This window comes from Paenibacillus radicibacter, assembly GCF_024721995.1.
In the GTDB taxonomy this organism is placed as follows: Bacteria; Bacillota; Bacilli; order Paenibacillales; family NBRC-103111; genus Paenibacillus_AM; species Paenibacillus_AM radicibacter.
Genome location: NZ_JANQBC010000005.1, coordinates 184,068 through 206,526, shown reverse-complemented (window position 1 = coordinate 206,526; position 22,459 = coordinate 184,068). Strand labels below are relative to the sequence as shown.

22 protein-coding genes are annotated in these 22,459 nt (G+C 44.2%); 3 read left to right on the top strand and 19 right to left on the bottom strand.

Annotated features, from left to right (window positions below; all coding sequences use genetic code 11):
- The first annotated feature begins 23 nt into the window (after nucleotides 1-23).
- Nucleotides 24-1,376, top strand: a complete 1,353-nt coding sequence (gcvPA, locus tag NV379_RS12710) for an aminomethyl-transferring glycine dehydrogenase subunit GcvPA (protein ID WP_258207687.1) — start codon at nucleotides 24-26, stop codon at nucleotides 1,374-1,376.
- Nucleotides 1,373-2,881 (top strand): aminomethyl-transferring glycine dehydrogenase subunit GcvPB, encoded by a 1,509-nt coding sequence (gene gcvPB / locus NV379_RS12705; RefSeq protein WP_308860283.1) that lies wholly within the window; start codon nucleotides 1,373-1,375, stop codon nucleotides 2,879-2,881. Before gcvPA ends, gcvPB begins: the two co-directional genes overlap by 4 nt.
- A 197-nt stretch (nucleotides 2,882-3,078) precedes the next feature.
- Here gcvPB and NV379_RS12700 read toward each other — a convergent pair whose 3' ends face one another.
- The 16 genes from NV379_RS12700 to NV379_RS12625 all read right to left on the bottom strand — a co-directional run bounded on the left by NV379_RS12700 (nucleotide 3,079) and on the right by NV379_RS12625 (nucleotide 19,126).
- Nucleotides 3,079-4,029 carry an NAD(P)-dependent alcohol dehydrogenase gene (locus tag NV379_RS12700; RefSeq protein WP_258207686.1) on the bottom strand — a complete coding sequence of 317 codons (951 nt, stop codon included), beginning with the start codon at nucleotides 4,027-4,029 and terminating at the stop codon, nucleotides 3,079-3,081.
- Between the two features lie 147 nt (nucleotides 4,030-4,176).
- Nucleotides 4,177-4,401 (bottom strand): helix-turn-helix transcriptional regulator, encoded by a 225-nt coding sequence (locus NV379_RS12695; protein WP_258207685.1) that lies wholly within the window; start codon nucleotides 4,399-4,401, stop codon nucleotides 4,177-4,179.
- Between the two features lies 1 nt (nucleotide 4,402).
- Entirely contained in the window at nucleotides 4,403-4,846 is a 444-nt protein-coding gene (locus NV379_RS12690; protein WP_258207684.1) for a hypothetical protein, read from the bottom strand.
- 272 nt (nucleotides 4,847-5,118) lie between these two features.
- Nucleotides 5,119-5,577, bottom strand: coding sequence for an AraC family transcriptional regulator (locus NV379_RS12685; RefSeq protein WP_258207683.1), 459 nt, complete (start codon nucleotides 5,575-5,577; stop codon nucleotides 5,119-5,121).
- Nucleotides 5,578-5,675: 98 nt separating this feature from the next.
- On the bottom strand, nucleotides 5,676-7,406 hold the full coding sequence (locus NV379_RS12680) for an ABC transporter permease (RefSeq protein ID WP_258207682.1): 1,731 nt from the start codon (nucleotides 7,404-7,406) through the stop codon (nucleotides 5,676-5,678).
- 15 nt (nucleotides 7,407-7,421) lie between these two features.
- A complete protein-coding gene (locus NV379_RS12675; RefSeq protein WP_258207681.1) occupies nucleotides 7,422-8,513 on the bottom strand; it encodes an ABC transporter ATP-binding protein in 1,092 nt (363 codons plus the stop codon).
- Nucleotides 8,514-8,804: 291 nt separating this feature from the next.
- Complete coding sequence (locus tag NV379_RS12670; protein WP_258207813.1) at nucleotides 8,805-9,797, bottom strand: extracellular solute-binding protein; 993 nt, start codon at nucleotides 9,795-9,797, stop codon at nucleotides 8,805-8,807.
- Nucleotides 9,798-9,991: 194 nt separating this feature from the next.
- On the bottom strand, nucleotides 9,992-11,155 hold the full coding sequence (locus NV379_RS12665) for a Ger(x)C family spore germination protein (protein WP_258207680.1): 1,164 nt from the start codon (nucleotides 11,153-11,155) through the stop codon (nucleotides 9,992-9,994).
- The gene (locus NV379_RS12660; RefSeq protein ID WP_258207679.1) at nucleotides 11,152-12,633 is read right to left on the bottom strand and encodes a spore germination protein; all 1,482 of its coding nucleotides are present in this window, start codon (nucleotides 12,631-12,633) and stop codon (nucleotides 11,152-11,154) included. Before NV379_RS12660 ends, NV379_RS12665 begins: the two co-directional genes overlap by 4 nt.
- 3 nt (nucleotides 12,634-12,636) lie before the next feature.
- Complete coding sequence (locus NV379_RS12655; RefSeq protein ID WP_258207678.1) at nucleotides 12,637-13,734, bottom strand: GerAB/ArcD/ProY family transporter; 1,098 nt, start codon at nucleotides 13,732-13,734, stop codon at nucleotides 12,637-12,639.
- Between the two features lie 211 nt (nucleotides 13,735-13,945).
- A complete protein-coding gene (locus NV379_RS12650; protein WP_258207677.1) occupies nucleotides 13,946-14,950 on the bottom strand; it encodes a cysteine peptidase family C39 domain-containing protein in 1,005 nt (334 codons plus the stop codon).
- A 217-nt stretch (nucleotides 14,951-15,167) separates the two neighbouring features.
- Nucleotides 15,168-15,818 (bottom strand): hypothetical protein, encoded by a 651-nt coding sequence (locus NV379_RS12645; RefSeq protein ID WP_258207676.1) that lies wholly within the window; start codon nucleotides 15,816-15,818, stop codon nucleotides 15,168-15,170.
- Between the two features lie 521 nt (nucleotides 15,819-16,339).
- Nucleotides 16,340-16,753, bottom strand: a complete 414-nt coding sequence (locus NV379_RS12640) for a zinc ribbon domain-containing protein (RefSeq protein ID WP_258207675.1) — start codon at nucleotides 16,751-16,753, stop codon at nucleotides 16,340-16,342.
- Nucleotides 16,754-16,882: 129 nt separating this feature from the next.
- On the bottom strand, nucleotides 16,883-17,239 hold the full coding sequence (locus NV379_RS12635) for a VOC family protein (RefSeq protein WP_258207674.1): 357 nt from the start codon (nucleotides 17,237-17,239) through the stop codon (nucleotides 16,883-16,885).
- 10 nt (nucleotides 17,240-17,249) lie between these two features.
- Nucleotides 17,250-18,389, bottom strand: coding sequence for an S-adenosylmethionine:tRNA ribosyltransferase-isomerase (locus NV379_RS12630; protein ID WP_258207673.1), 1,140 nt, complete (start codon nucleotides 18,387-18,389; stop codon nucleotides 17,250-17,252).
- A gap of 2 nt (nucleotides 18,390-18,391) precedes the next feature.
- On the bottom strand, nucleotides 18,392-19,126 hold the full coding sequence (locus NV379_RS12625) for an SDR family NAD(P)-dependent oxidoreductase (protein ID WP_258207672.1): 735 nt from the start codon (nucleotides 19,124-19,126) through the stop codon (nucleotides 18,392-18,394).
- 213 nt (nucleotides 19,127-19,339) lie between these two features.
- Here NV379_RS12625 and NV379_RS12620 point away from each other — a divergent pair, with 213 nt between their 5' ends.
- Nucleotides 19,340-19,609, top strand: coding sequence for a DUF3949 domain-containing protein (locus NV379_RS12620; protein WP_258207671.1), 270 nt, complete (start codon nucleotides 19,340-19,342; stop codon nucleotides 19,607-19,609).
- Between the two features lie 108 nt (nucleotides 19,610-19,717).
- Here NV379_RS12620 and NV379_RS12615 read toward each other — a convergent pair whose 3' ends face one another.
- From NV379_RS12615 to NV379_RS12605, 3 genes are all read right to left on the bottom strand, one after another.
- Entirely contained in the window at nucleotides 19,718-20,356 is a 639-nt protein-coding gene (locus NV379_RS12615; protein ID WP_258207670.1) for an NAD(P)-dependent oxidoreductase, read from the bottom strand.
- A gap of 245 nt (nucleotides 20,357-20,601) precedes the next feature.
- A complete protein-coding gene (msrA, locus tag NV379_RS12610; protein ID WP_258207669.1) occupies nucleotides 20,602-21,147 on the bottom strand; it encodes a peptide-methionine (S)-S-oxide reductase MsrA in 546 nt (181 codons plus the stop codon).
- Between the two features lie 33 nt (nucleotides 21,148-21,180).
- Nucleotides 21,181-22,344 (bottom strand): nitric oxide synthase oxygenase, encoded by a 1,164-nt coding sequence (locus NV379_RS12605; protein ID WP_258207668.1) that lies wholly within the window; start codon nucleotides 22,342-22,344, stop codon nucleotides 21,181-21,183.
- Between the last annotated feature and the right edge of the window lie 115 nt (nucleotides 22,345-22,459).

The following is a 22,459-nucleotide window of genomic DNA, read 5'->3' as shown; positions in this document are numbered from 1 at the left end:
TTAAATCGAAGGAGATGACAGCATTGAAGCATCGTTATTTACCGATGACCGAGCAAGACCAAGCTGAAATGATGCAAACCATCGGCATTGAGTCCATGGAAGAACTGTTCTCAGATATTCCTCAGTCAATCCGTTATCAAGGTACACTTGAGATGTCCGGAGCTTTAGATGAGCATGCACTATTGCGCCATATGCGCGTATTAGCTGGCCAGAATGCAGACTTAGACCGTTATGCAAGCTTCTTAGGTGCAGGGATCTACGATCACCACCTTCCAGTCGTTATTAATCACGTGATCTCACGTTCCGAGTTCTATACAGCATACACACCTTACCAACCTGAGATTAGCCAGGGTGAATTGCAAGCGATTTTTGAATTCCAATCGTTTATTTGCGAGATTACAGGTATGGCTGTTGCCAACGCAAGCATGTATGATGGTGCGACTGCGCTCGCTGAAGCTGGTGCACTTGCAAGTGGCGCTACAAAGCGTACTGAACTTGTTGTCTCACGCACGATCCACCCTGAAGCTAGACAAATTCTTCACACGATGGCTAAAGGTTTAAACCTAACAATTGTTGAAGTTGGCTACGAGAACGGGGTTACGAATTTAACAGAACTTCAAGCTGCTGTTTCCGATCAAACGGCTGCTGTCATCGTTCAATCGCCGAACTTCTTTGGCTGTGTCGAAGATTTAAGAGCAATCGAACCGATCATTCATCAGGCAAAAGGATTGTTCGTAGTCGGCACGAATCCGATGTCCTTAGGTCTACTTGAAGCTCCTGGTAAATTAGGTGCAGACATCGTTGTAGGTGATGCACAACCATTCGGTATTCCATCTGCTCTAGGTGGTCCAACTTGTGGATTCTTCGCTGTATCGACACCGCTTATGCGCCGTATTCCTGGTCGTATCGTTGGTCAGACAGTTGACCGTGACGGTAAGCGTGGATTCGCACTAACCCTGCAAACTCGTGAACAACACATTCGTCGTGAAAAAGCGACTTCGAATATTTGCTCCAACCAAGCGTTGCTTGCGCTATGTGCATCTGTCTACTTGTCCACTCTAGGGAAAGCAGGCATTCAGGAAGTATCGAACTTGAATCTACAAAAAGCGCATTATGCAGCAGACTTCATCAGCAAACGTGATGGCTTGTCGCTTGCGTTCGCAGCGCCTTTCTTCAATGAGTTCGTAGTGAAGTTGCCTGATGGTGTGACAGCTTCCAAGTTAAACGAAGAGTTACTTGAAGACGGATTCATCGGCGGTTATGACCTTGGGATCGAATACCCTGAGCTTGCAGGTCACATGTTAGTTGCGGTTACCGAACAAAGATCCAAAGAGGAAATCGAGCGTTTCGCACAGAGATTGGAGGCATCCCTATGAGCCAAGTATCGGCAGAACAAACAGCACAAAGCACAGAGCAACCTGTGGTGAAGCATGACAAAGCGCTTATTTTTGAATTAAGCAAGCCAGGTCGTGTAGGTTACTCCTTACCAGCTTGTGACGTGCCTCAAATCGAGAAACAAGAACTAATTCCTGCTCATATGTTGCGTGAAAAAGCTGCTGAGCTACCAGAGGTGTATGAAGTAGACGTGATCCGTCACTATACGGCGCTATCTCGCCGTAATTTCGGTATCGACAACGGGTTCTATCCACTTGGTTCCTGTACGATGAAATACAATCCGAAGATCAATGAAGATGTGGCGCGCTATGCGGGATTCGCTAAGATCCACCCCTACCAACCAGAATCTTCGATCCAAGGTGCATTAGAACTGTTATATACATTGCAAAATGATCTCGCTGCCCTTACCGGTATGGATAAAGTAACGTTGCAACCTGCTGCTGGCGCACACGGTGAATGGACGGGTCTCATGATGATTCGCGCTTACCATGAAGCACGTGGCGACAAGCGTATGAAAGTCATCGTGCCTGACTCCTCACACGGAACGAACCCTGCTAGTGCAACGGTTGCGGGTTTTGAAACGGTAACGATCAAGTCCAATGATCGAGGATTGGTCGATCTTGAGGCGCTTCAAGCTGCTGTTGGTAATGACACAGCTGCCCTCATGTTGACTAACCCGAATACATTAGGTTTGTTCGAAGAACAAATCGAAGATATCGCTCGCATCGTACACGAAGCTGGCGGTCTCTTGTACTACGATGGTGCGAACTCCAATGCAATCATGGGCATTACACGCCCTGGCGATATGGGCTTTGACGTCGTTCACTTGAACTTGCATAAGACGATGAGTACACCTCACGGTGGCGGTGGTCCTGGTGCGGGTCCTGTTGGTGTGAAAGCGAAGCTGATCCCTTACTTGCCTAAGCCAAGTGTAGAGCGTCGTGAAGATGGTACCTACTACTTCGACTACGATAGACCTGAATCAATCGGTCGTGTTAAAGCGTTCTATGGTAACTTCGGTATCCTTGTTCGTGCGTACACGTACATGCGTACTTATGGCCCTGAAGGCTTGCGCCGTGTATCCGAGTGCGCAGTACTGAATGCCAACTACATGATGAGACGCCTAGCGCCTTATTATGAAGTACCATTCGAGCGCGTATGTAAGCACGAATTCGTAATGTCCGGTAAAGGCTTGAAGCCATATGGTGTACACACGCTTGATGTCGCGAAGCGCCTGCTCGACTTCGGCTACCACCCGCCAACAATCTACTTCCCGCTTAACGTGGAAGAGTGCATCATGATCGAGCCAACGGAGACGGAAAGCAAGGAAACATTGGACGATTTCATCGACACAATGATCCAAATCGCTGAAGAAGCGAAGACGAATCCGGAGCTATTGCTTAATGCGCCTTACAATACGGCGGTACGTCGTTTGGATGAGACACAAGCGGCTCGCAAGCCGATTCTGAATTGCAGCTGTGGTTAATAATTTTTGGTCATATCATATCTGAAAGATATAAAATCGAAAGCATACAAGAAGAACAAGTCGTTATCTTTACTGATAGCGCTTGTTCTTTTTTATCCAAAAATTTCACCTTTCATAGCGAAATTCGCAAACACTTTGGAATTTTAAAAATTCGTTAGTAGGTAAAACTATTCTGCCCGTTAGTTGAATTTCAACTATTAAATCTCAAGTACAATCTTCCCCTTTGTTCGACCGCTTTCAATATGCTTGTGGGCTTCTACAATCTGTTCTAAAGGATAACATTTCTCAATAACCGATTTGATCTTATGCTCCTCCATCAGTTTGCTTAAAAAGTCCATATCCACGTCATTCGGTTTGGCAAGATGTATTTTTGCTTTCTTGCGCCCCATCATTGGACTTATCATCAATTGAAATGGATGATACTTCGGGCGAAGTGGCTGTTCTGTAATATAGACTCCGGTATCGGTAAGAGAATGCATACAACTGAAGTAGGTCCTCTTACCAACAGCATCCAGAATAACATCATACTTTTTCCCGTTGTCAGTAAAATCCTGCTTTGTATAATCAATCACGTGATGCGCTCCAAGAGCTCGAACCCACTGGAGATTAGAATCGCTACAAACAGCTGTTACTTCAGCCCCATAGTATTTAGCAAGCTGAACAGCAAAGTGCCCGACGCCGCCTGAAGCTCCATAGATTAATACCCTTTGCCTCTGCTTTACTTGTGCTACATCTCGCAATGCTTGCAGTGCCGTCAAGGCTGCACAGGGTACAGCCGCTGCCTCTTCAAACGATATATTTGGGGGCTTAAGAGTTAGTACATTCTGACGAGGACAGACATATTCAGCATGAGATCCAAAACAACTCCCAAATACTTCATCCCCAACCTTAAATTTATTTACGTTAATGCCAACAGCCTCTACTGTACCTGCAACGTCTAGGCCCAAAATAGGATGTTTGGGTTTGGTAAGACCGTGTTCTAACCGTGTTGGTAAAAATCCTTTGCGACATAGATAGTCAAATGTATTGACCGAAGCATTACGTACCCGAATCAACACCCTATCGTCATCCTTGATTGATGGCTGCTGCGAATCTCTGATCTCTATAACCTCAGGGGAACCATAGGAATTAAACATAGCTGCTTTCATTCTTTTAACCTCCTAGTAATATCAGTTTAGAGATCGTTAATCCTCGGAAAAATATCCACTAAAAAGTAATTATTACAAAGAGATTCTTCCTAAGCCCTTCTTTTCCGAAGTATAAATCCAAATGAGCAACCACAAAACCGTTACTTCTTACTGCTTTGGATTGTCCCCATAAAAAAATACTTCTTCTAATGGTAATTCGAACACATGTGCAATACGAAAAGCCAGTTCTAATGAGGGGGAGTAGTTTCCCTTCTCGAGTGCAACGATAGTTTGTCTTGTTACACCTGCCTTGTCAGCTAATTGCAGCTGTGTCATTTCATCCTGGTTAAATCGCAATTTTCTAATGTGGTTGCCGACAAGATTCTTACCCATATTAGACTCCCTTCCTGTAATGATAAAGTCTCGTAATCGATCCAGTCACATCGGACATAAATCCTGAAATGATTAGAATCATAAACATCAATTGTGACGGCTGAAAGACGATGACAGAACCCATGGCAAGAAGAAAACCCAAGATAAAAACAAAATATGAATTTCTTGTTGCTTTCAAGTTAATCATCCTATCCAGTTCATCTTCAAATGTGGGCTCATTTTCCCCTGTTGTTATTCTATACATGATGTTAAAAACAATATTGATAACAATGTTGGCAATAATCGAAACCAAAATCAAGATAAAGACAAAAGAACCCCAAAAGCGAAAGGTCTCAATTGATTCTAGTCCACTATTGGGAAACGGGTACATGTACAAACAAAAAGAAACGAATATAGCAATAACACTAACTATAGAAACAATGCTTTTCTTCTCTTGATAAGTCATGGTTCACCTCCAACGATATTCATCAATGTAAAATATCTTATTCAAAATGTAAACTATAATAAACTTAATGTCAATAATACTTTACATTAATAATTTATAAAAACTTATATAACACTCACACTTTTCAACGAATTAGCATTAGGATGTTAATTGTTTAAATTTTACTAACTAAAGTTTGAACTAACCTGCCCGTTAGCATAATAAAAAAAGGAGCATCCCGAGCATTTGCTTGGGATACATCCTCCACATTAAATTCCATTTTCAATTAGTAATTAAACCGATTTAACAGGTACACATATTTCGCAAAAATCGTTGATAAGCAATTCACCTTTGTATCTTTCTAGAATCGGTCTGTTATCCAGTTCATATCCACTGCTTTGAATAGCAGGAAAAATATCAAGCCAAGCTTGTTTTACATCCTCAGCCGTATGTTTGATTTTCCAAATCGCATATTTCCCGCCAGACAGTTCACCTTCGCAAACACAATCACCATCCACTTCAATATCCGTGGAAATGACAATACATGCATCATATCTACAGTCTTCAGGAAGTGTGGTCACTGGATTATCTCGTGGAATTCCGAAGAGGATTGCGGACTTCGTTAGTAAATCCTTCTGCTCAGCCCATTGTTTCAACTGCTCCATAGCCTGTGTATTACCTTGGCCGTATGGACCCACATTCCTTACATAAGCAATGCGATAATTCGGAATCATCTCGACATGAAAAGGCATCCATTTTGTCTCCTTTTATTAGATATTGGACTACAATTCGAATGCTATCATGATTAAAAATAATTATCACTAAATTATTTTAAAATAAATAAAATCTTTCATACAACCGATGTCGCGCCATCGCCTGTCAGCTTCTGAGAAATGAATAATACGACGATGATCGTCAGGATTTGTAGCACCCCATACGCACATGCTGTGCCGAAGTCGAAGGCGTACATTCGCTGATAAATCTCAACGGAGATCGGAACAGTCTTGCTCGTAAACAGCAGAATTGAAGCAACAAATTCCCCAATTCCCTGCACAAATGCAAGCAATGTCCCTGCTAGAATACCGCTGAATGCCATTGGAATCACCACGCGTCTGAAGCTATACCACCACGTTGCACCTAGATTGCGAGCAGCCTCTTCTGTAGAGGGATCGATCTGCATGAGCGTTGCGGACGTAGATCGGAACACCAATGGCAGATGGCGAACAAAATAAGCAATCGGGATGATCCACACCGTGCCTACGAGCACCTGACCGAAGCTGAATGCCGAAGGTGTATTGAAAGCAGCAATCAGGTTCACCGCCACAACTGTTCCCGGCAATGCCCATGGAATCATGATTAACGTCTCTAATAGGAATTTCCCTTTAAAATTCAATCGAACAATCGCATACGCCGCAGCGACACCGAACAACAAGATACCAAGCGTTGCGATCCCACTCATCTCCAGTGAATTCAAGATTGGACGCCATGTCTTGCTGTTCGTAAATAGATCCAAGTAATGGCTGAACGTATATTTCGGAGGCAAGATTTGCACTGTCCAAGTCGCATCGACCGAGAAGGAGATTAGAATAATGACCAAGATCGGAAGAGTTAATATCAGCACCCCGATACAAGATAGCACCATCGCTCCATACTTCGCCCAAGGTTTCGTCACTTCCGTCTGGTGCACTCCAACACCTTTACCATTATTCTGGTAATTACGCCGACCTTGGTACCAGCGCATCAATATCAAGAACAGAATCGACACAACAGACAGAATCGCCGACTGCGTCGATGCCATCTCTAAGCTTCCATTCGTACGGGACAAATAAATTTGCATCGTCATCGTCCGCTGAATCCCGAATATAAGTGGAGCAGTATAGGAAGCCATCGAGATCATAAAGACGAGCAAACTTGAGGCGACCATCGCAGGAGTGAGCATCGGCAGGATCACCTTACGCCACACCATGAACCGACCCGCTCCCAAATTAGCCGCCGCTTCTTCAAGCGAAGGGTCCAGCCCTTTGATCGCCGCCGAGGCGGTCATGTAGAAATAGGTGTACATCGTGAACGTGTGAACGACCACGACACCCCAGAATCCTTTTAACGAGAAAGGGACTTGATCTAAGTGGAACCACGTCTTTAAAGCTCTCGGAATAATACCGCTCTCTGCATACAGAAACGAGAACGACAACACCCCAATTAGTGGTGGCAATGCTAAAGGGACGAGAATGAGCACTTTGAGAATTTTACGTCCGGGAAAATGGTATCGCTCCAGCAGAAACGCCATCGTCACCCCGACAATCCCACTCATGAGCACGCTCCATAATGAAATATGTACACTCGTCCACAGCGCCTCTAAATTCGACGAATGCGTCAGATCGAAGAACGCACGATAATTACTGAGATTCCACTCCCCATTCACACGAAAACTGTCCATGAACGTCTGGTAGAACGGATAAATGACATAGCCGAGCAGAATTAAGAACAGCGGTGCAATAAGAACATACACAAAGTGGCGAGAGGACGTGATAGCATGCAACCTATGGGGACGATACGACCTTGAAGTTGGTTGTTCTGGCATATGTGCATGCACCTCCTATTCAAGTAAATAAACACTATCTTTCGGTATGCAAAAGGAGACCTTATCACCGCGCTCGCGCAGCAAGTGATTCACGCCCACAAACATCGCGCGAAGCGGCAAGCTATCTGCGAAGGTCAAGTACTGCGTACTGATTCCGGTAAACTCGGAAACCTGAATGAAACCTGTCACCAAGCTTCCCGCTCCCGCTTGATCATATTGTGGCGTCCCTACTTCTTGGACCGATTCCGGTCGAAAAGTTGCCGCAAGCTTGGCACCTACCTGCAACTGACAGGAAGGGGATTTCCGAGTAGCCGAAGCAAGTAGCACAATTGCAGATGACACACGTACATAGACGTCATCGCCCTCGATCCGCTCTACTGTTCCTTCCCATAAATTCGTCTCCCCGATAAAGGTACTAACGAACCGATTAACTGGCTCATTGTAAATTTCTTGCGGCGTGCCAATCTGTTGGACCGTACCTCCGTTCATTACCATAATCCGATCGGACATCGACATTGCCTCGGCTTGATCATGTGTCACATAAAGTGTCGTTACGCCAAGCTCCAGCTGCAATCGCTTAATCTCGTACCTTGTCTCCTCACGAAGCTTCGCATCAAGATTTGAAAGCGGCTCATCGAGCAGTAACAGATCAGGCTGAATAACGAGCGCTCTTGCAAGCGCCACTCGCTGCTGCTGCCCGCCAGACAATTGATCAATACGTCTAGTGCCATAAGTCTCCAGATGCACCTGCGCAAGCGCACGCTCCACTTTATCCCGAATGATTACCTTCGGTTCTTTACGTGTCTGCAGTCCAAATGCAATATTCTCAAACACCGTCATATGTGGAAAGAGCGCATAGTTCTGAAACACCATTCCTGTATTACGCTTGTTCGGCGGCAGACTCGTTACATCTTGCTCCCCGAATAGAATCCGTCCCTCAGATGGGTAATAAAAGCCTGCGATCATGCGAAGCGTTGTCGTCTTGCCACAACCACTTGGACCTAGTAAGGTGAAAAATTCACCTGAGCCAATTTCTACATTCACGCCGCTAACACCGCTTACTCGTCCGAATTGCTTGCTAATGCCTTTAAGCGTCACAGCAGTCATTGAACTGCCTCCTTCCTAGCTCAACTCCATGATTCACGGAATACATAACAGGCGAAGTGCATATGAGCAGCTCCGCCTGTGCATAGAAGAGGGTGTTTAAATAGTTAAAACGAAAGAGAAAAAAGCAACTGGAAGAGCGGAGCGACCGACTTTGAAAGAGTGAAAATACCATATAATCAATTCAAAATTCACGATTTCACTCACAGGCTTTCCGAAGGAAAGCCACTTCGTAAGCATTGAAGTGCTTTTTTCTCTGCAGTGATCCAACTTTTTAAACACACTCTGGAATTATTATTTTTTACCCTTACCCTTGATTTTCTCACTCCAGTAAGTCATCCATTCCTTCTCCTTGGTGCTCATCACATTCCAATCCAGTTCAAGTGGCTTCAGCTCCAAGCCTTTGAGCCAAGCAGGTAATGTGTCTTTGCTGATGTCATCACGAGTTGGAATCTGGAACAGCTTCTCCGCCATCTCCGCGCGAAGTGCAGGTTCGAAGAGGAAGTTATAGAACTTCACAGCAGCATCTTTGTTCTTCGCGTCTTTAATGACTCCTACGCCATCGACGAGAATTGGGGCACCGCTTTTTGGATAAATAAAGTCAAATGGCTGTTTGAGATTTACTTTCTGAAGCATGACATCTTGCAAGTTCCAAAGTGTGAATAGCCCTTCCTGACGCGCAAGCTTCAGCTGCATTTGGGTCGGATCAGCGGCATACTCCTTGGTGTTAGCGTCGAGTTTCATGAGCCAATCGTAACCTTTTTGCGGATTATCTGGACCTTGACGGTAGATCATCGCGGAGTAGATCGTGCGCATCGTACCTGAGGCGAGTACATCACGAATGATAATCTTATCCTTGTATTTCGGATCTAAGACATCGTCCCAATCTTGTGGTGCATCCGCTTTATTCGGGATCAGATCCGTATTGTACATAATGACTTCCGGCAGGAGCATTTCCCCATACCAGCGGTCTCGTGCGTCCTTATATTGGGCTGGCACTTTATCGCCAAAGCTTGGTTTTATACTCTCTAGTAGATTCTCATTTGCAGCAGTCATGAACGCAGACTGCGTACCTCCCCACCAGAAATCCCCGCCTGGATTCGCTTTTTCCCCGCGTACCCGCTCTAGGATTTGCTGTGCGCCCATCATCATGATCTCGACTTCGATGTTCGGGTATTTTTCCTTGAACTTTGGCATGACTACATCGGTCACATTGTTATCCCGCGCGGTATAGATGACAAGCTTCTCTTTCCCACCACTACTTGAACAGGCAGGCAAGATAATCATAACGAGAAGCAATAGCGCCGCGTAGAAAGAACCTTTTTTCCAATTCAAATGAACCCCTCCCTTAACATGAATCGCACCCATACGTCAGTCGTAAATAGGCATTTATACCATCCTATTCAAGTAGTCGTGAACCAAGTCCGCAAGATTAAAAAAAGAGCACCAACATCTTACGATGCTGAATGCTCTTAGGTAAATTAAAGAATGGTCTTGCTAAGTTCTTCCCTTGGCCGTGCCATTTCTGCGTTATCGATCTGGACTTTTACTTGCACATCTTCAAGTGAACTGTCCAGCTCTAGATCCTTCCCTTGATTTGCTTGCTTCCATAAAGAATTCTGATATCGATAGACATGGTGTTTCAAAGAATAAATATCCACACCTTTCTTAAAAGCTTGCTCATAGGTTTCTTTAATCTGTTTGGTTATTTCTTCTTCTGCATGTGCGATTAGTTCTTCCTCAATCAGATTTACTGTATTCTCGTAGATGATTCCGGTTACTTTTACCGTAATCCGAGCATGAATATGGCGATCTTTTACTTCAACTTGGATTCGCGCCTTGGTATGCTTCATATAAATAGATGCTTCTGTTCCATGCTCACTAGTCAGAAGCAAGGGAGTCTGAGCCGTTTCTTTGGCGATCCAACGGTAGCCCATCAAATCTTTATCCTGAAAAAAAGCCTGCATCCTCTTGTTATATACAGCGAACGCTCCCGTTAATTGATATTGCTTGCTAGGTTTATTATCCACCTCCCACACTTCATCGTTGATAGTCAGCGACGGCAGCAGCAGCGTCATCCCTGGCTCTTCGATTCGCATCATGTATTTTTGCAATTTAAGTGGAGGGATCTGCGATATTTGTTTATAGATCGTTGTTGGATTGTGCAGGACTACGGTTTTAGGTGAAACACTAAACAGTGCTTTAATCGTGAACAATTGATCCACTGCAACTTGTGTACCAAATACCCATGGAGTATACCGGATCTCATGATAGCGAAGAAAAGCATCCATCTGCTTCCATACGTCCTGTTCCAGTGCCTGCTTCGTAAATACGATTGCCGTAACGTGATCCCATATGGGTTGAAGATGCATCGCCTTATACATGGAATTGATAGCGGTGTAGACTGTGCTCCCTTGCCCCCGCACTACCCATATAGGTGCCCCTCCTCTGGGCTTACCGCCTTCTTGCTTTGCCACATTGGAGAAATTCAAAGCTTGTGCATACACGATGTATTTTGAATCGGCATAATCGATCCCAAGTGCGGTTAAATAGTTGGAGTCTTGAATATCTTTGATGTCCCAGCAGCCTGTTAACGACAAACACATGCATATGCTGAGTAAAAAACCAATAAACCTAATACTCATGATGACTCCTCCCCACTGCGAGTCTGATCCTGTAAATTCAGCATCTCTGGCCGCTGCTTGTTCTTATCCGTTTTCTTAAACAGGGCAGCGATCATATCTTTGAATACAGGCGGAGAAATCGGAGACAAATACGGTACGCCAAACGATTCCAATGTCGATAAATAAAGAGTGATTGCAAGCAAAGCGATAAAGAAGCCATATAAGCCAAACACGGAACTCAGGGCAAGAACGACTATCCGCACGATACTTACAGTACCACTTATCGATTGATTCACTAATGTAAACGTGCAGACGGCTGTTACCGCTGCTGCTACTAAGGTTGATGGTGAACTTAGACCTGCTCGGATCGTAGCATCTCCAACTATTAATCCGCCGACCACAGCAACCGTCTGTCCAATGGCTTTAGGCAATCGCGCGCCTGCCTCTCGAAATAATTCAAATAAGAGCAGCAATAGACACATTTCAAGCGGTGCCGGCATAGGCAGACCTAATCTGGAATTAGCAACAGTTGCAAGTAGTGGAAACGGAATCTGGTCTACATTATACGACACAACTGACACCCAGAACCCGGGCATGAATATCGCTACGAAAAGCCCAATTAATCGCAAAATCCGTTCAAAAAACACAAAAAAATACGGAAAATGAATATCTTCCGGACTCTTTAACAAGTAAGTCAAATTAGCCGGCCCAAGAACCACCATTGGACAACCATTAATGATGATGCACATGCGGCCATTCATTAAACTTTCAACGACATAATCCGGCCGACCAATATAATCAAGCAGCGGAAATAAAGAATACGTCGAATCGCCCAATGCCTCTTCCAACTGATCCGTACTTAATAAGAAGTCCATATCGATTTTCTTTAATCTTGTCCGCATCTCATTTAACATATCTGGATTCACGATATCTTTCATATACAATAAGGCGACTTTGGTTTGAGAACGACGACCGATTACGAATGATTCATTGCTTAGAGATTGACTTTGAATTCGCTTGCGAATCAAAGCAATATTTGTTGTGATTTCTTCTGTAAAACCATCTTTAGGTCCTTTTAACGACACATCTGTATTGGATTCACTCGGCTGACGATGAGGTGGAGCGGCAATATCCAACGTGTAAAAGTCGCTGCCGTCAACCAAGTAGATGATCAACTGTCCGGAGAACAACGCACTCATGAGTTCATCAACGTTCTGTTCATGCGAAATTCTTTGTAATGGCATAAGTGTATTCAAATCCAGCTCATTGCTCGCAGTTAGTCTAGTGAACATCTCTTCCAGCTTCGGAAGTACAAACTGATTCAACTGCCTGCCATCCACTTGTCCCTCACAATAGAGAAGAATGACTTGCGCAGGATCAACCGAGCTGCCAAGCTTATAGGATTGCATTTTGACATCCGCACAATTGGAGATAAAAGCCCGTAAGTTTTCCGGATTTACTGCGTTTAGTGGATCTAAATGATGCAGAGCTTGAGTCATCACTCACCGAGTCCTTTCTTGCATGGTTTTCTTCTTTATTCTTGCAGTCATCCATAAACCAATCGAGATGACCACGATCAGAGGGACAATGAGCGGATAATACCAGCCTGCAAGTATTTGAATAAATCGTGTATCGCTAAAATGCATACTAACAAGCAACAAGAGAAGAAGACTCGTGCCGATGCAGACACCTTTTCTAACGTTGGAATTAGAAAAAGGCAGTAAATCATAGATCAAGAATAGGGCCAGAGAAACCCGAATGAATGTTCCTGCAATCCATTGGTATAACGAAAGAAAATCTATATGTTCAATGGATTTTCCAATTTTGACAAGTCTCCATTGTTCAAATGCCGGGTAGCGCTGCAACGCGGATTCAAATGGTCCAAAACTAGCTATCGAACCCATTAAAGGACCTACTGTTAATCCAGCAAGCAGTACGACTAAAATAACGAGTGAACGCATGCGCAATGAGGTATGTATGCGGTGCTGCATGAACAGGAGCATGATGATCTCGACTAAACCACCGGAAATAAATACAGCCCCCTTCACAATAGGCGCATACCCATTCTCCAGCATAGGCAGCATCATGGAGTAATCCTTGTACTCGAAGTTAGCGGACATCACGAAATAACCGAGCAAGATGACGATCGGAAGTAAAACACCTGCTGAAATCGCAATAGAGCGAATTCCCATTAACGCACATAAGCAGCAAAGTATGATTAAAAGCAAAGATATAACAAAATTAGGTGTCGTCGGTAAATATATAATACCAATCCATTCTGTCGTATCTTTCACGGTAATCCAAGCAACAGAAAATATATAAATGCAAATTATGCCTACAACAATCCACGACAGGATAGTCCCGAGTTTACTGTGCAACCACTCGAAAAAGTGCATATTTCCTTTTCTTTTCATCGTTCCGTAGACCAAAGGAATCCACAGCAGGCATGCGAGCAGCGCAATAATAACACTCATCCACCCATCCCTGCCCGCCATCTTCAATACTAAAGGAAGTACAATGACATGATTTAATAAGCCTGCTGAGATGAGAATGATGCATATAGCCTGAAAGCTCGATATTTGATGATTCGCCCCGCGCATGTGCAAGTGCTCCCTCCCTTTGTCTCTTCTATGCTTCTTGGTAAATGTACCCTTTATAGTGCCAAATTATGCAACAGGGACTATGGGGCATTGTATTGTATAGGCGCATAAGTGGTGAGCCAAGTCTATTATGTTAAAAAAAGAAGGACCGAGGTATCAGAGAAACTCTGAACTCGATCCATTCCTATATTTCAACTATATATAAATTTTATTATGAATGAGCAAGCGCTTGTTTAACGAGCTGGACAGTTTCTACTTCAAGTGCCTTTGCCCGCTCCACAAGTGGAATCAATTGCTCGGCTTGCGACTTTGATACCGGCTTACCCAGATGTTGATTATCACTGTAGGTCTGCTCCAGCACTTCTTGCTCAATAACGCGATAAATGCCCGACAACGCTTCGAATCGATCCGCAACTTCTCTAATACCATTGCATTCTTGCCATGTCTCTGCCAATTTACGCGTGTACGATGCTGCGCACGTCTTAAGTTCGCTGTAAACCGACACCATATATCGCAATCCAAATGCCTGATAAGTACCTTCTGTCAGTGACTGAATCCAGTTGTCGTATGCCTTGAAGCCAGTTTGGAAATCAGATGGCAAATGCGCATCTTTCTCCATTTCATCCACATAGAACTGCAAGGAATCACGGTACACCTGCTTGCGATCATAGTCGACACTTGCAATCGGGATTTGGTAATGGAGGAACGGCGCTGGTGGGAACTTCTTCGCTAGATTGTCATATAGCATCGGGTCGCTTCCAAGCGGACGCATGAACTTCTCCACACCATCGACCAGATAAACGCCATCTTCATCATCATAACCATAAATAATGCCGAATTCGCCCATATCGATCGCCCATGCAATAACGCCAATACCGCGATCAATCGATTGTTTAATGTGCACCTCTGCACGCGCGCGAGCTGCTTCATACGTCTTCGCCCATGGCTCATAGTGATACACCTCAGATAATACACCAATTCGCTCCAGAGCATTCATGTGACGTCCTACCCAATCATACACCGTCGGAGAAGCAACATCGCAATTCTTATGTATGATAAAATGAAACGCCATACCCGTCATTCCTGCCATTTCGGAGTACGAGAGATCCGTTAATTTTGCAGCATTTAGAACACCATGAATTGAGCCTAAATAAGTTAGCCAGCAGGGGCTTAATCTTGCAGATGTTTCACCAGATGAGTACGTTACATGAGTCATTTTAATCACCTCCATTTACCAGCACTTAACACAAAATGAATTGACCCTAAACAAGTCAACCATATGCTGAATCTTGTAAACGATCCACTTGAAGCATATCTTTCTTGTGTCATAACCATTACCTCCATGAATTGTAAAAAGCTATTTTTCTCAATATAGCACGAGGGGTGTGCCATATCGTGTCATGGGGTATGTTGCTTTATAATTTCTAAACCGATCAACCGTAATGTAATTGTTTCATCTGATCTAAATGCTGAATGAACTTCGACTTGAGCCATTTCGGCTGCTCAATGACAAAGGGTAGTCCCGATGCAAGCAGTGCTGGGATGAATTCGTGCGAGTCGTAATATTCGAACACCATCGCACTCTCACCCTTCTGTCCACGATAAATTGAACGAAGTGAAGTAGGAATGTTATGTTGAAGATCTAAGCTACGCATCTCTATACGAACGACAGCTTGAAATGGGATTAAACCCTCCCTTTGTACTTGTTTTATTTGTAAAAGGGACACGCCTGGCTGCTTACCCGCAATTCGCGTTAAGAGCGCAGCTATCCCAGCGAAAGTACCCTCCGTACGACTACTATGCTTCGCAAGCACATCATAATGGGCAGCCAAGTATGACAATATATCCTGTTCGCTTTCCGTAATCTGCGGACTCGGAACGACAAACGTCTCATCTTCGTAATAGTAACCCTTATTCTTGGAGCAGTATGCTATTGGCGCTCCAAGCGAATCTCGCATATATTCAATATCTCGCATCGCTTGTCTTCTCGATATTTCAAATTGCGTCTGGATCGCTTCCACATTCGGAAACTTCCCCCGCCTGATCGCAACATCAATCCATTGAATGCGATGAAGTGAAGCCACTCATATCGCCTCCTGCCCATAAGATATATGTTATATATTAACATTAATTAAACTGGTTCTACTATCGACATGAACAATCTATAACCCCTTCCTACGGCCACCACATTCGTTAAGCGGATTCGGTCGTCTCGAAGCAAACCAAAAAGCTCCAACACAAAGACCGAGTTAGTACTTCAGACATTCCGAAATGCCTTTAAAAAGACGAAAAACGTGTATTGGAATCCTTAATCGTTCACAACGATCAAGGATTCCAATACACGTCTCACGCTTATCACGACATGCTGCCAAAGGTTGGCGCCCAAATCAGCATGTCTAGAAGAGACAATTGTTATGATAACGCCTCAATGGAGAGCTTCTTCTCGCATCTCAAAACGGAAGGACATAACCAGCGACCACAACGTAAACTAAAGAAGCTGACGCCGGTTCAATACCGACGCCAGCTTGCGGCTTAGGGTCTTTTTTCAATGTCTACAAAATGGAGTCTTGACCATGAAATAGTCTGCGGTTTTTATTTCTATTCATTATTTATCAAGATCAACCGTTTGCGTTCCACTTGGAATCGCGTCTACGACTGTCACTTGCGGGTCGAACTTATTACCACATACGGGACAAAATCTTGTATCGAGCGCTACAATTTTGCCGCAGACACATTCCTTCTCATTCTTAAGCTCTTTGGCTTTCACTTCCAGAATATCGATATCTCTTTGAATAACTGCAATTTGTTTAGAGATCTCCTCAATACGCGGCTCAGCGCTCAACAGATTGTTAGCACGGAATGCTTGATGAGCCTCACTGCCGATCTGCAGCAATAATTTATCAACTTCCTTGTTCTTGCTCGAAATTTGAGTAGAAATTTTGGTGAGTTCAATTGTCACTTGTGCCTTGTCTGAGACGATGTTAGCACCTTGTTTAATTTTATCGAAAAAACTATTCATGTTCGGCTCCCCCTATCCTTAATTGACCAGATTACTCTATTATATGACACTTAGGCTTGCAACATAAATAAAAAGCCTCTCAACATGGAAATTTATCCACATAGACAGGCTCTTTAAACATATTTCACTTCAACAAAGTTCAACAAACTCCAACTTTTCCCCATCTGGTCCTTCGTAAAATGCGATTCGCCAACCATTCTCCAAGTCATATGGTCCTTCAACAGGCGTTATATGCTGATCACGCAGTAAATCGATATGTTCTCGCAAATCCTGTATACGAAACGCCAGATGACTTGACCGATGTTGAATCGTCTCGTCAATTAAAGGTTGTACAAGCTCTAATCGAAATTCTTCTAATGTTAGAAATGCAATTCGCTCTCCCATGGCCACTAGCTGAGTTTCCACAATAAATCCAAGTATTTCTTTGTAAAAAGCAATCGATCGATCCAGATCCGACACTTCAATTGATGCATGATGGAATTGCATAAGGTTCTCCTTATAGGATCAAATTCATATCACCGAATTCATGCCATAGATAACGCTGATCCACCGCTTCGTAGTAAGCATCTTGCAGCCAATCTTCACGAATGAATGCAGATAACAAATCCAAGTGGCTTGCTTCTGGTTCATGAAATCCTGTTAAAAGTCCATCAGCAACTCGAAGAGGAAAGTCCGAACGAATATGAAGATGGGTCCAGCCAGATTGAGCAGTCGCCCTCTGTAACTTCTCATTTAGCGCTGTTTCTAAACATCTGACCGTTGTTGTACCTACCGCGATAACACGCCCACCCTCTGCCTTCGTTTGCCCAATGAGATCCACCGTTTCTTGCGGAATGGTGTAGTGTTCATAATTTTCCTCTGGCGATAAACTCCACTTATCGTTGAGCAGGTAAGTAAGGCCTGTGTGCAGCTGAATGTAGGCGAGCTTGACGCCTTTCTTTTGCAAGCGGAATAGCAATTCCCAACTAAAAGCTCGACCCGCTGATGGCATTTCAACAGAACCAGGTGCCGTTGCGAACACCGTCTGGTAATAGTTCATTTCCCAAGGCTCGGTAATATACTCATAGCGAATCGGCTGTCCAAGGCGGTAAAGGTAATCATTAAGAACGGTGCCTTTATGGTTAAATTTCAATGTATATAAAGGTTTGCTTGGATGTGCACGGACAATAGTTGCCGTGAGCTCATCAGAGAACAGAAGTTTCTCTCCTACCCCCAGCTTCATGAAAGTATCGATTGCATCTGCATCATGCGCAAAGTGTTCGTCGCTCAAGTAATCCGACGCAATCTGTTTCCCCAGCCGTACCGTCTGCTCATCTATGACTAATGCATCCCACACCTGATCATTCACTCTTCTTGCAAGTCGCACTTCAAGCTGCTCCTGCTCTTGCACTTGCCCCTCAGGCGACCAGCGCTTCACTTGGAACACTGCAGGAACCGTGCGGCTTGAGTTGAGCACGAGGAGGTCTCCTTTTTGCAAATATTGATCAAAATCGTTGAACTTGGTGTGCATGCGATGCCCGGTATGCCGGTCTAGCACCATTAATCTAACATGATCCCGGCGAAGTCCACGTCGCTCAGCGGGTGCTGTTGCATTTAATTCATTAGGCAAGTGAAACGATACATTCGCTGCTCCCACGGCTAACGCCCTCTTTCTTCAAGAAATTGACTTGCGACGAAACGTTGACCATTGACTGTACTCGACTCATCTGATGCTAGGTACAAGAACACATCGACTACATCTTCTGGCTCCGCAAGCTCATAATCACAATCGGGAACAGCAAGTTTATGCATCTGTGTATTCATCTCCGTCGGGTCAACCATATTCACACGCACTCCCGCTTCCCCTACCTCATCCGCGAACGTCTGCGTCATCCCTTCAATCCCGAATTTAGAAATTCCGTAAGCACCCCAACCTGCGTATCCTGTGTTCCCCGCTTCCGAAGTGACGTTAATAACCGATCCCTTGCGGCGCTGCAACATGCCTGGCAATACCCGTTTCGTCATGAGGAAAGGTCCGATCGTATTCACACGAATGACTTCTGCAAAATCTTCCTCCGGATAATCCAACAAGTATGGAATTGGGCTTGGGCCGATGATCGAAGCATTGTTAATGAGCACATCAATATGTCCATAATGAGCTTCAACCAGCGCTACAAATCGCTCAATATCACTTTGATTTGCCGCATCGCCGCGAATCGCAACAACTTCAGCACCTAATTGTTTGATTTCCGCAGCTACCTGCTGCAGCGCTTCATCACCACGTGCACAAATCGCAAGTCTCGCCCCACCTTTTGCAAATGCGAGTGCGAGTGCTCTACCTAATCCTTTGGATGCTCCTGTAATCATCACGACTTGGTTTGTATGTGTATTCATTTGTTAATTCCTCCTTAGGTTTAATTATTCTTATTATTAATACTTATTAAACTTTTATGTATATTATGTATTATAAATAGAAAAAGTTATTAAAGTCAAATAATTTTTATTTTTCAATTAACACAGATTCATTTCTTAGATGTAGAAACCAAACCCTATTTTTAACGTATAAATATAGACAAGCATATCCAACACAGCATAGGAGGCAATCACATGTCCGAAACAGTTGTATTCTACATCGTCATCGGAATTCTCGCCGCGTACGTCATTGGTATGGTCCCACTCATGTATAGCTACATTAGCGAGGTTAAGAAGAAACAAGCAGCTTATTCCTCACAAAATGAAATGTATGAGAAAATGTCATTCGAATCCGAACAAGCGCACTTCTCTGTGCAAGGCAATATCCTTAACACACCTTCTCTACTCATCGCTACACTCATTTACAAGTTGCGTCATCGTAAAGGAAATCATCTTAACGTCTAATAAATCGAATACTAACTCTTCACATAGCAAAAAGAGCTGGAAGTCCACTCAGGGACGACCAGCTCTTTTCATTAATTTAAAAATATCATAATCATTTACCGTCCGCTCTTACTCCGCCTCAGACACAACTGTAAAGCGTGTATTCACATGTTTCGGTTTCTCGATCTCATCCACCAATGCAATTGCGTAATCCGCGTAGCTCACATAGCTGTCACCCTTGCTGTTCACGATCAAGTTATCCTGACCAAGCGTATATGAGCCTGTTCTTACGCCCTCTGGGTTGAAGAAAGCTGCTGGACTAATAAACGTCCAATTCAAGTCTGTTGAACTTTGCAAATCTGCAAGATTTAATCCTTGGTTCGTTGCTGTTGGCAAATAAATAGCTGGGAATTCTGGTGTATCCATTACACGTACTGTTTGCGCTTCATCTACATACAAACTGCCCGCTCCACCTACAACGATTAATCTTACCTCTGTACCTTTTAATGCTTCAATCAAGACACGACCTGCTTCCACATGCAGATGTTCTTGACCTGGCGCTGCACCGAACGCATTAACCACAACGTCAAATCCTTGAAGATCTTCCGTGCGAAGATCGAAGATATCCTTTTCCAATACAGCCGCGGATGTTTCACCTAACTTCGCTGCGTTACGCACAATTGCGGTCACTTCGTAACCTCTCGCGATTGCTTCTTGTACAATAACGCTACCCGCTTTACCTGTTGCTCCAATAACACCCATTTTCATGACAATAACCTCCAATAATGTGTTTTATAAAATATTTGTTGTAACCACTAAAGTTACATCATAATTAAAAAAAATGCAGATTCTCCTCTAGTAAGACTAGCTTAACTTACTAGTCATGACTACCGCTCTTTATGTAACCATTATAGTTACAACTAAACTTTGTTGTCAATCTATTTTCCAAAATCAAAAATAAAAGCCTTTCGCGACAAGTACCGCCAAAGACTTTTTTCCTACGCTCTATATGCTTATTTCGTCCATTTCGTCTCGATAAATTCATCTCGACCAGACTGCTTCCGATCTTCTTTATAATGCTCGGGATTCTTCTTGTGATAATCTTGATGATAATCTTCCGCTAGATAGAAGACTCCTGCCGCCTCTATCTCCGTCACAATCGGCTTATCAAATCGACCGCTTACCGCAAGCGCTACCTTCGATGCTTCTGCTAGCTCGCGCTGCTTCTCGTTGTAGTAATAGATGCCTGTGCGATACTGACTGCCGCGATCTTGGAACTGCCCACCGCTATCTGTCGGGTCAATCTGCTGCCAGAACAGCTCTAACAATTTCTCATATGGAAATACTTCTGGATCGAATGAAATCTGCACAACCTCTGCATGTCCTGTCGTACCCATCTTTACTTCCTTGTATGTCGGATTCTCCAAATGACCACCCGCATACCCCGATACAATTCCACCAATACCCGGCAACTGTTCAAATGGCGTCACCATACACCAGAAGCAGCCTCCTGCAAACATCGCAAGCTCTAGCTCATGTTTCTCTTTGTTTGTCGTCATCCTGATTCCCCCTCTACTCATAACCCCATAATGTTAATGATGAACCGGACACTTCATTGGGATTAGGCCACCATCCCCTGACTTCTCATCCACTTTCTCTAGCCCGATGGCTTCATACGGCACGTCCTGCTTCAAGTAATTCGGCTTCACAAGTGCGTTGTTATAATGGCTATGGAAAATATGCGTCGTCGCAGGTGACACAGGTGGAATGAGCCATGTCCAATCTCCGGTTAGCTCGCGACCCTTCGCCTCTTCCGCTTGCTCGAAGCGCTGAAACTGATCAGCAGCTGTATGGTGATCGACGATGCTGACCCCTGCTTTTTTGTAAGAATGGAGTACTGCAATATTCAGCTCAACGAGCGCTTTGTCTTTCCACAGTGATGTATTCGTAGACATGTTCAAATTCATCCGCTCAGCGACTTTAGGCAACATGTTGTACCGCTGTTCGTCTGCAAAATTGCGTGCACCAATCTCTGTCTCCATGTACCAGCCATTAAACGGAGCAGCCGTATAGCGAATACCGCCAATCTCCATACACATGTCCGATACAAAAGGCACCGCGTACCACTGCAAGTTCAAGTCCTCAAACCATTCATATTCGGGGTGCTCAATCGGAACACGAAGCACAACATTCTCAGGAATTGAGAACCACTTAGGTGACTCCTGACCCATGCTGATCACTAGTGGCAACACATCATAGTCCGTTCCTGCACCCTTCCAGCCTAAGTTCTCACACACAGAAGTAAATTCAAGTGAAATCGGGTCACCAACAACACCATGTTCCGTCCTATATCCTGCAAATCGAACCAATTGATTGTTCCAGATTCGTACCTCTTGTCCTTGCTCGGCTGGTCGGAAAATGGTAATCGAAGGTCTGATCTTCCCATTATTGGTTGCATACTGAATATGATCAATAATCGCCTGTGCCATCTCCGCTTCTTGCGTCAACGCCCGTGCGTCAAACACATGCAGCGAGTTCCAGAACAAGCGGCCAATGCAGCGATTGCTGTTGCGCCACGCCATCTTTGCCCCATGCTCAAGCTCCTCGGATGTATGGCTATATGTTCCTGTTTCATGAATATTCTCTTTTATTTGTGCAAGCCGCTGCGCTGCTTGATCCGCGGACTTGCCTAGTTCTTCATAACAAGTAACGATGAATTGTGCCGCTTCCTGATATAGCTGCTCATGCTGAGTCATGTTTGCCTCTTTCCTTGAAGCCTGCTCAAAAAGAAGTCCCACTCCGTATAAAAAACACTTCCAGCCTCCGTGAAATCGTGAAATTTGAATTTATTATAAGGTATTTTCACTCTTT

Bases quoted from the DNA above. Each gene is read 5' to 3' on its own strand.
- gcvPB (WP_308860283.1), top strand. From the start codon at position 1,373: ATGAGCCAAGTATCGGCAGAACAAACAGCACAAAGCACAGAGCAACCT.
- NV379_RS12700 (WP_258207686.1), bottom strand. From the start codon at position 4,029: ATGAAAGCAGCTATGTTTAATTCCTATGGTTCCCCTGAGGTTATAGAG.
- NV379_RS12695 (WP_258207685.1), bottom strand. From the start codon at position 4,401: ATGGGTAAGAATCTTGTCGGCAACCACATTAGAAAATTGCGATTTAAC.
- NV379_RS12690 (WP_258207684.1), bottom strand. From the start codon at position 4,846: ATGACTTATCAAGAGAAGAAAAGCATTGTTTCTATAGTTAGTGTTATT.
- NV379_RS12685 (WP_258207683.1), bottom strand. From the start codon at position 5,577: ATGCCTTTTCATGTCGAGATGATTCCGAATTATCGCATTGCTTATGTA.
- NV379_RS12680 (WP_258207682.1), bottom strand. From the start codon at position 7,406: ATGCCAGAACAACCAACTTCAAGGTCGTATCGTCCCCATAGGTTGCAT.
- NV379_RS12675 (WP_258207681.1), bottom strand. From the start codon at position 8,513: ATGACTGCTGTGACGCTTAAAGGCATTAGCAAGCAATTCGGACGAGTA.
- NV379_RS12670 (WP_258207813.1), bottom strand. From the start codon at position 9,797: ATGATTATCTTGCCTGCCTGTTCAAGTAGTGGTGGGAAAGAGAAGCTT.
- NV379_RS12665 (WP_258207680.1), bottom strand. From the start codon at position 11,155: ATGAGTATTAGGTTTATTGGTTTTTTACTCAGCATATGCATGTGTTTG.
- NV379_RS12660 (WP_258207679.1), bottom strand. From the start codon at position 12,633: ATGACTCAAGCTCTGCATCATTTAGATCCACTAAACGCAGTAAATCCG.
- NV379_RS12655 (WP_258207678.1), bottom strand. From the start codon at position 13,734: ATGCGCGGGGCGAATCATCAAATATCGAGCTTTCAGGCTATATGCATC.
- NV379_RS12650 (WP_258207677.1), bottom strand. From the start codon at position 14,950: ATGACTCATGTAACGTACTCATCTGGTGAAACATCTGCAAGATTAAGC.
- NV379_RS12640 (WP_258207675.1), bottom strand. From the start codon at position 16,753: ATGAATAGTTTTTTCGATAAAATTAAACAAGGTGCTAACATCGTCTCA.
- NV379_RS12635 (WP_258207674.1), bottom strand. From the start codon at position 17,239: ATGCAATTCCATCATGCATCAATTGAAGTGTCGGATCTGGATCGATCG.
- NV379_RS12625 (WP_258207672.1), bottom strand. From the start codon at position 19,126: ATGAATACACATACAAACCAAGTCGTGATGATTACAGGAGCATCCAAA.
- NV379_RS12620 (WP_258207671.1), top strand. From the start codon at position 19,340: ATGTCCGAAACAGTTGTATTCTACATCGTCATCGGAATTCTCGCCGCG.
- NV379_RS12615 (WP_258207670.1), bottom strand. From the start codon at position 20,356: ATGAAAATGGGTGTTATTGGAGCAACAGGTAAAGCGGGTAGCGTTATT.
- msrA (WP_258207669.1), bottom strand. From the start codon at position 21,147: ATGACGACAAACAAAGAGAAACATGAGCTAGAGCTTGCGATGTTTGCA.
- NV379_RS12605 (WP_258207668.1), bottom strand. From the start codon at position 22,344: ATGACTCAGCATGAGCAGCTATATCAGGAAGCGGCACAATTCATCGTT.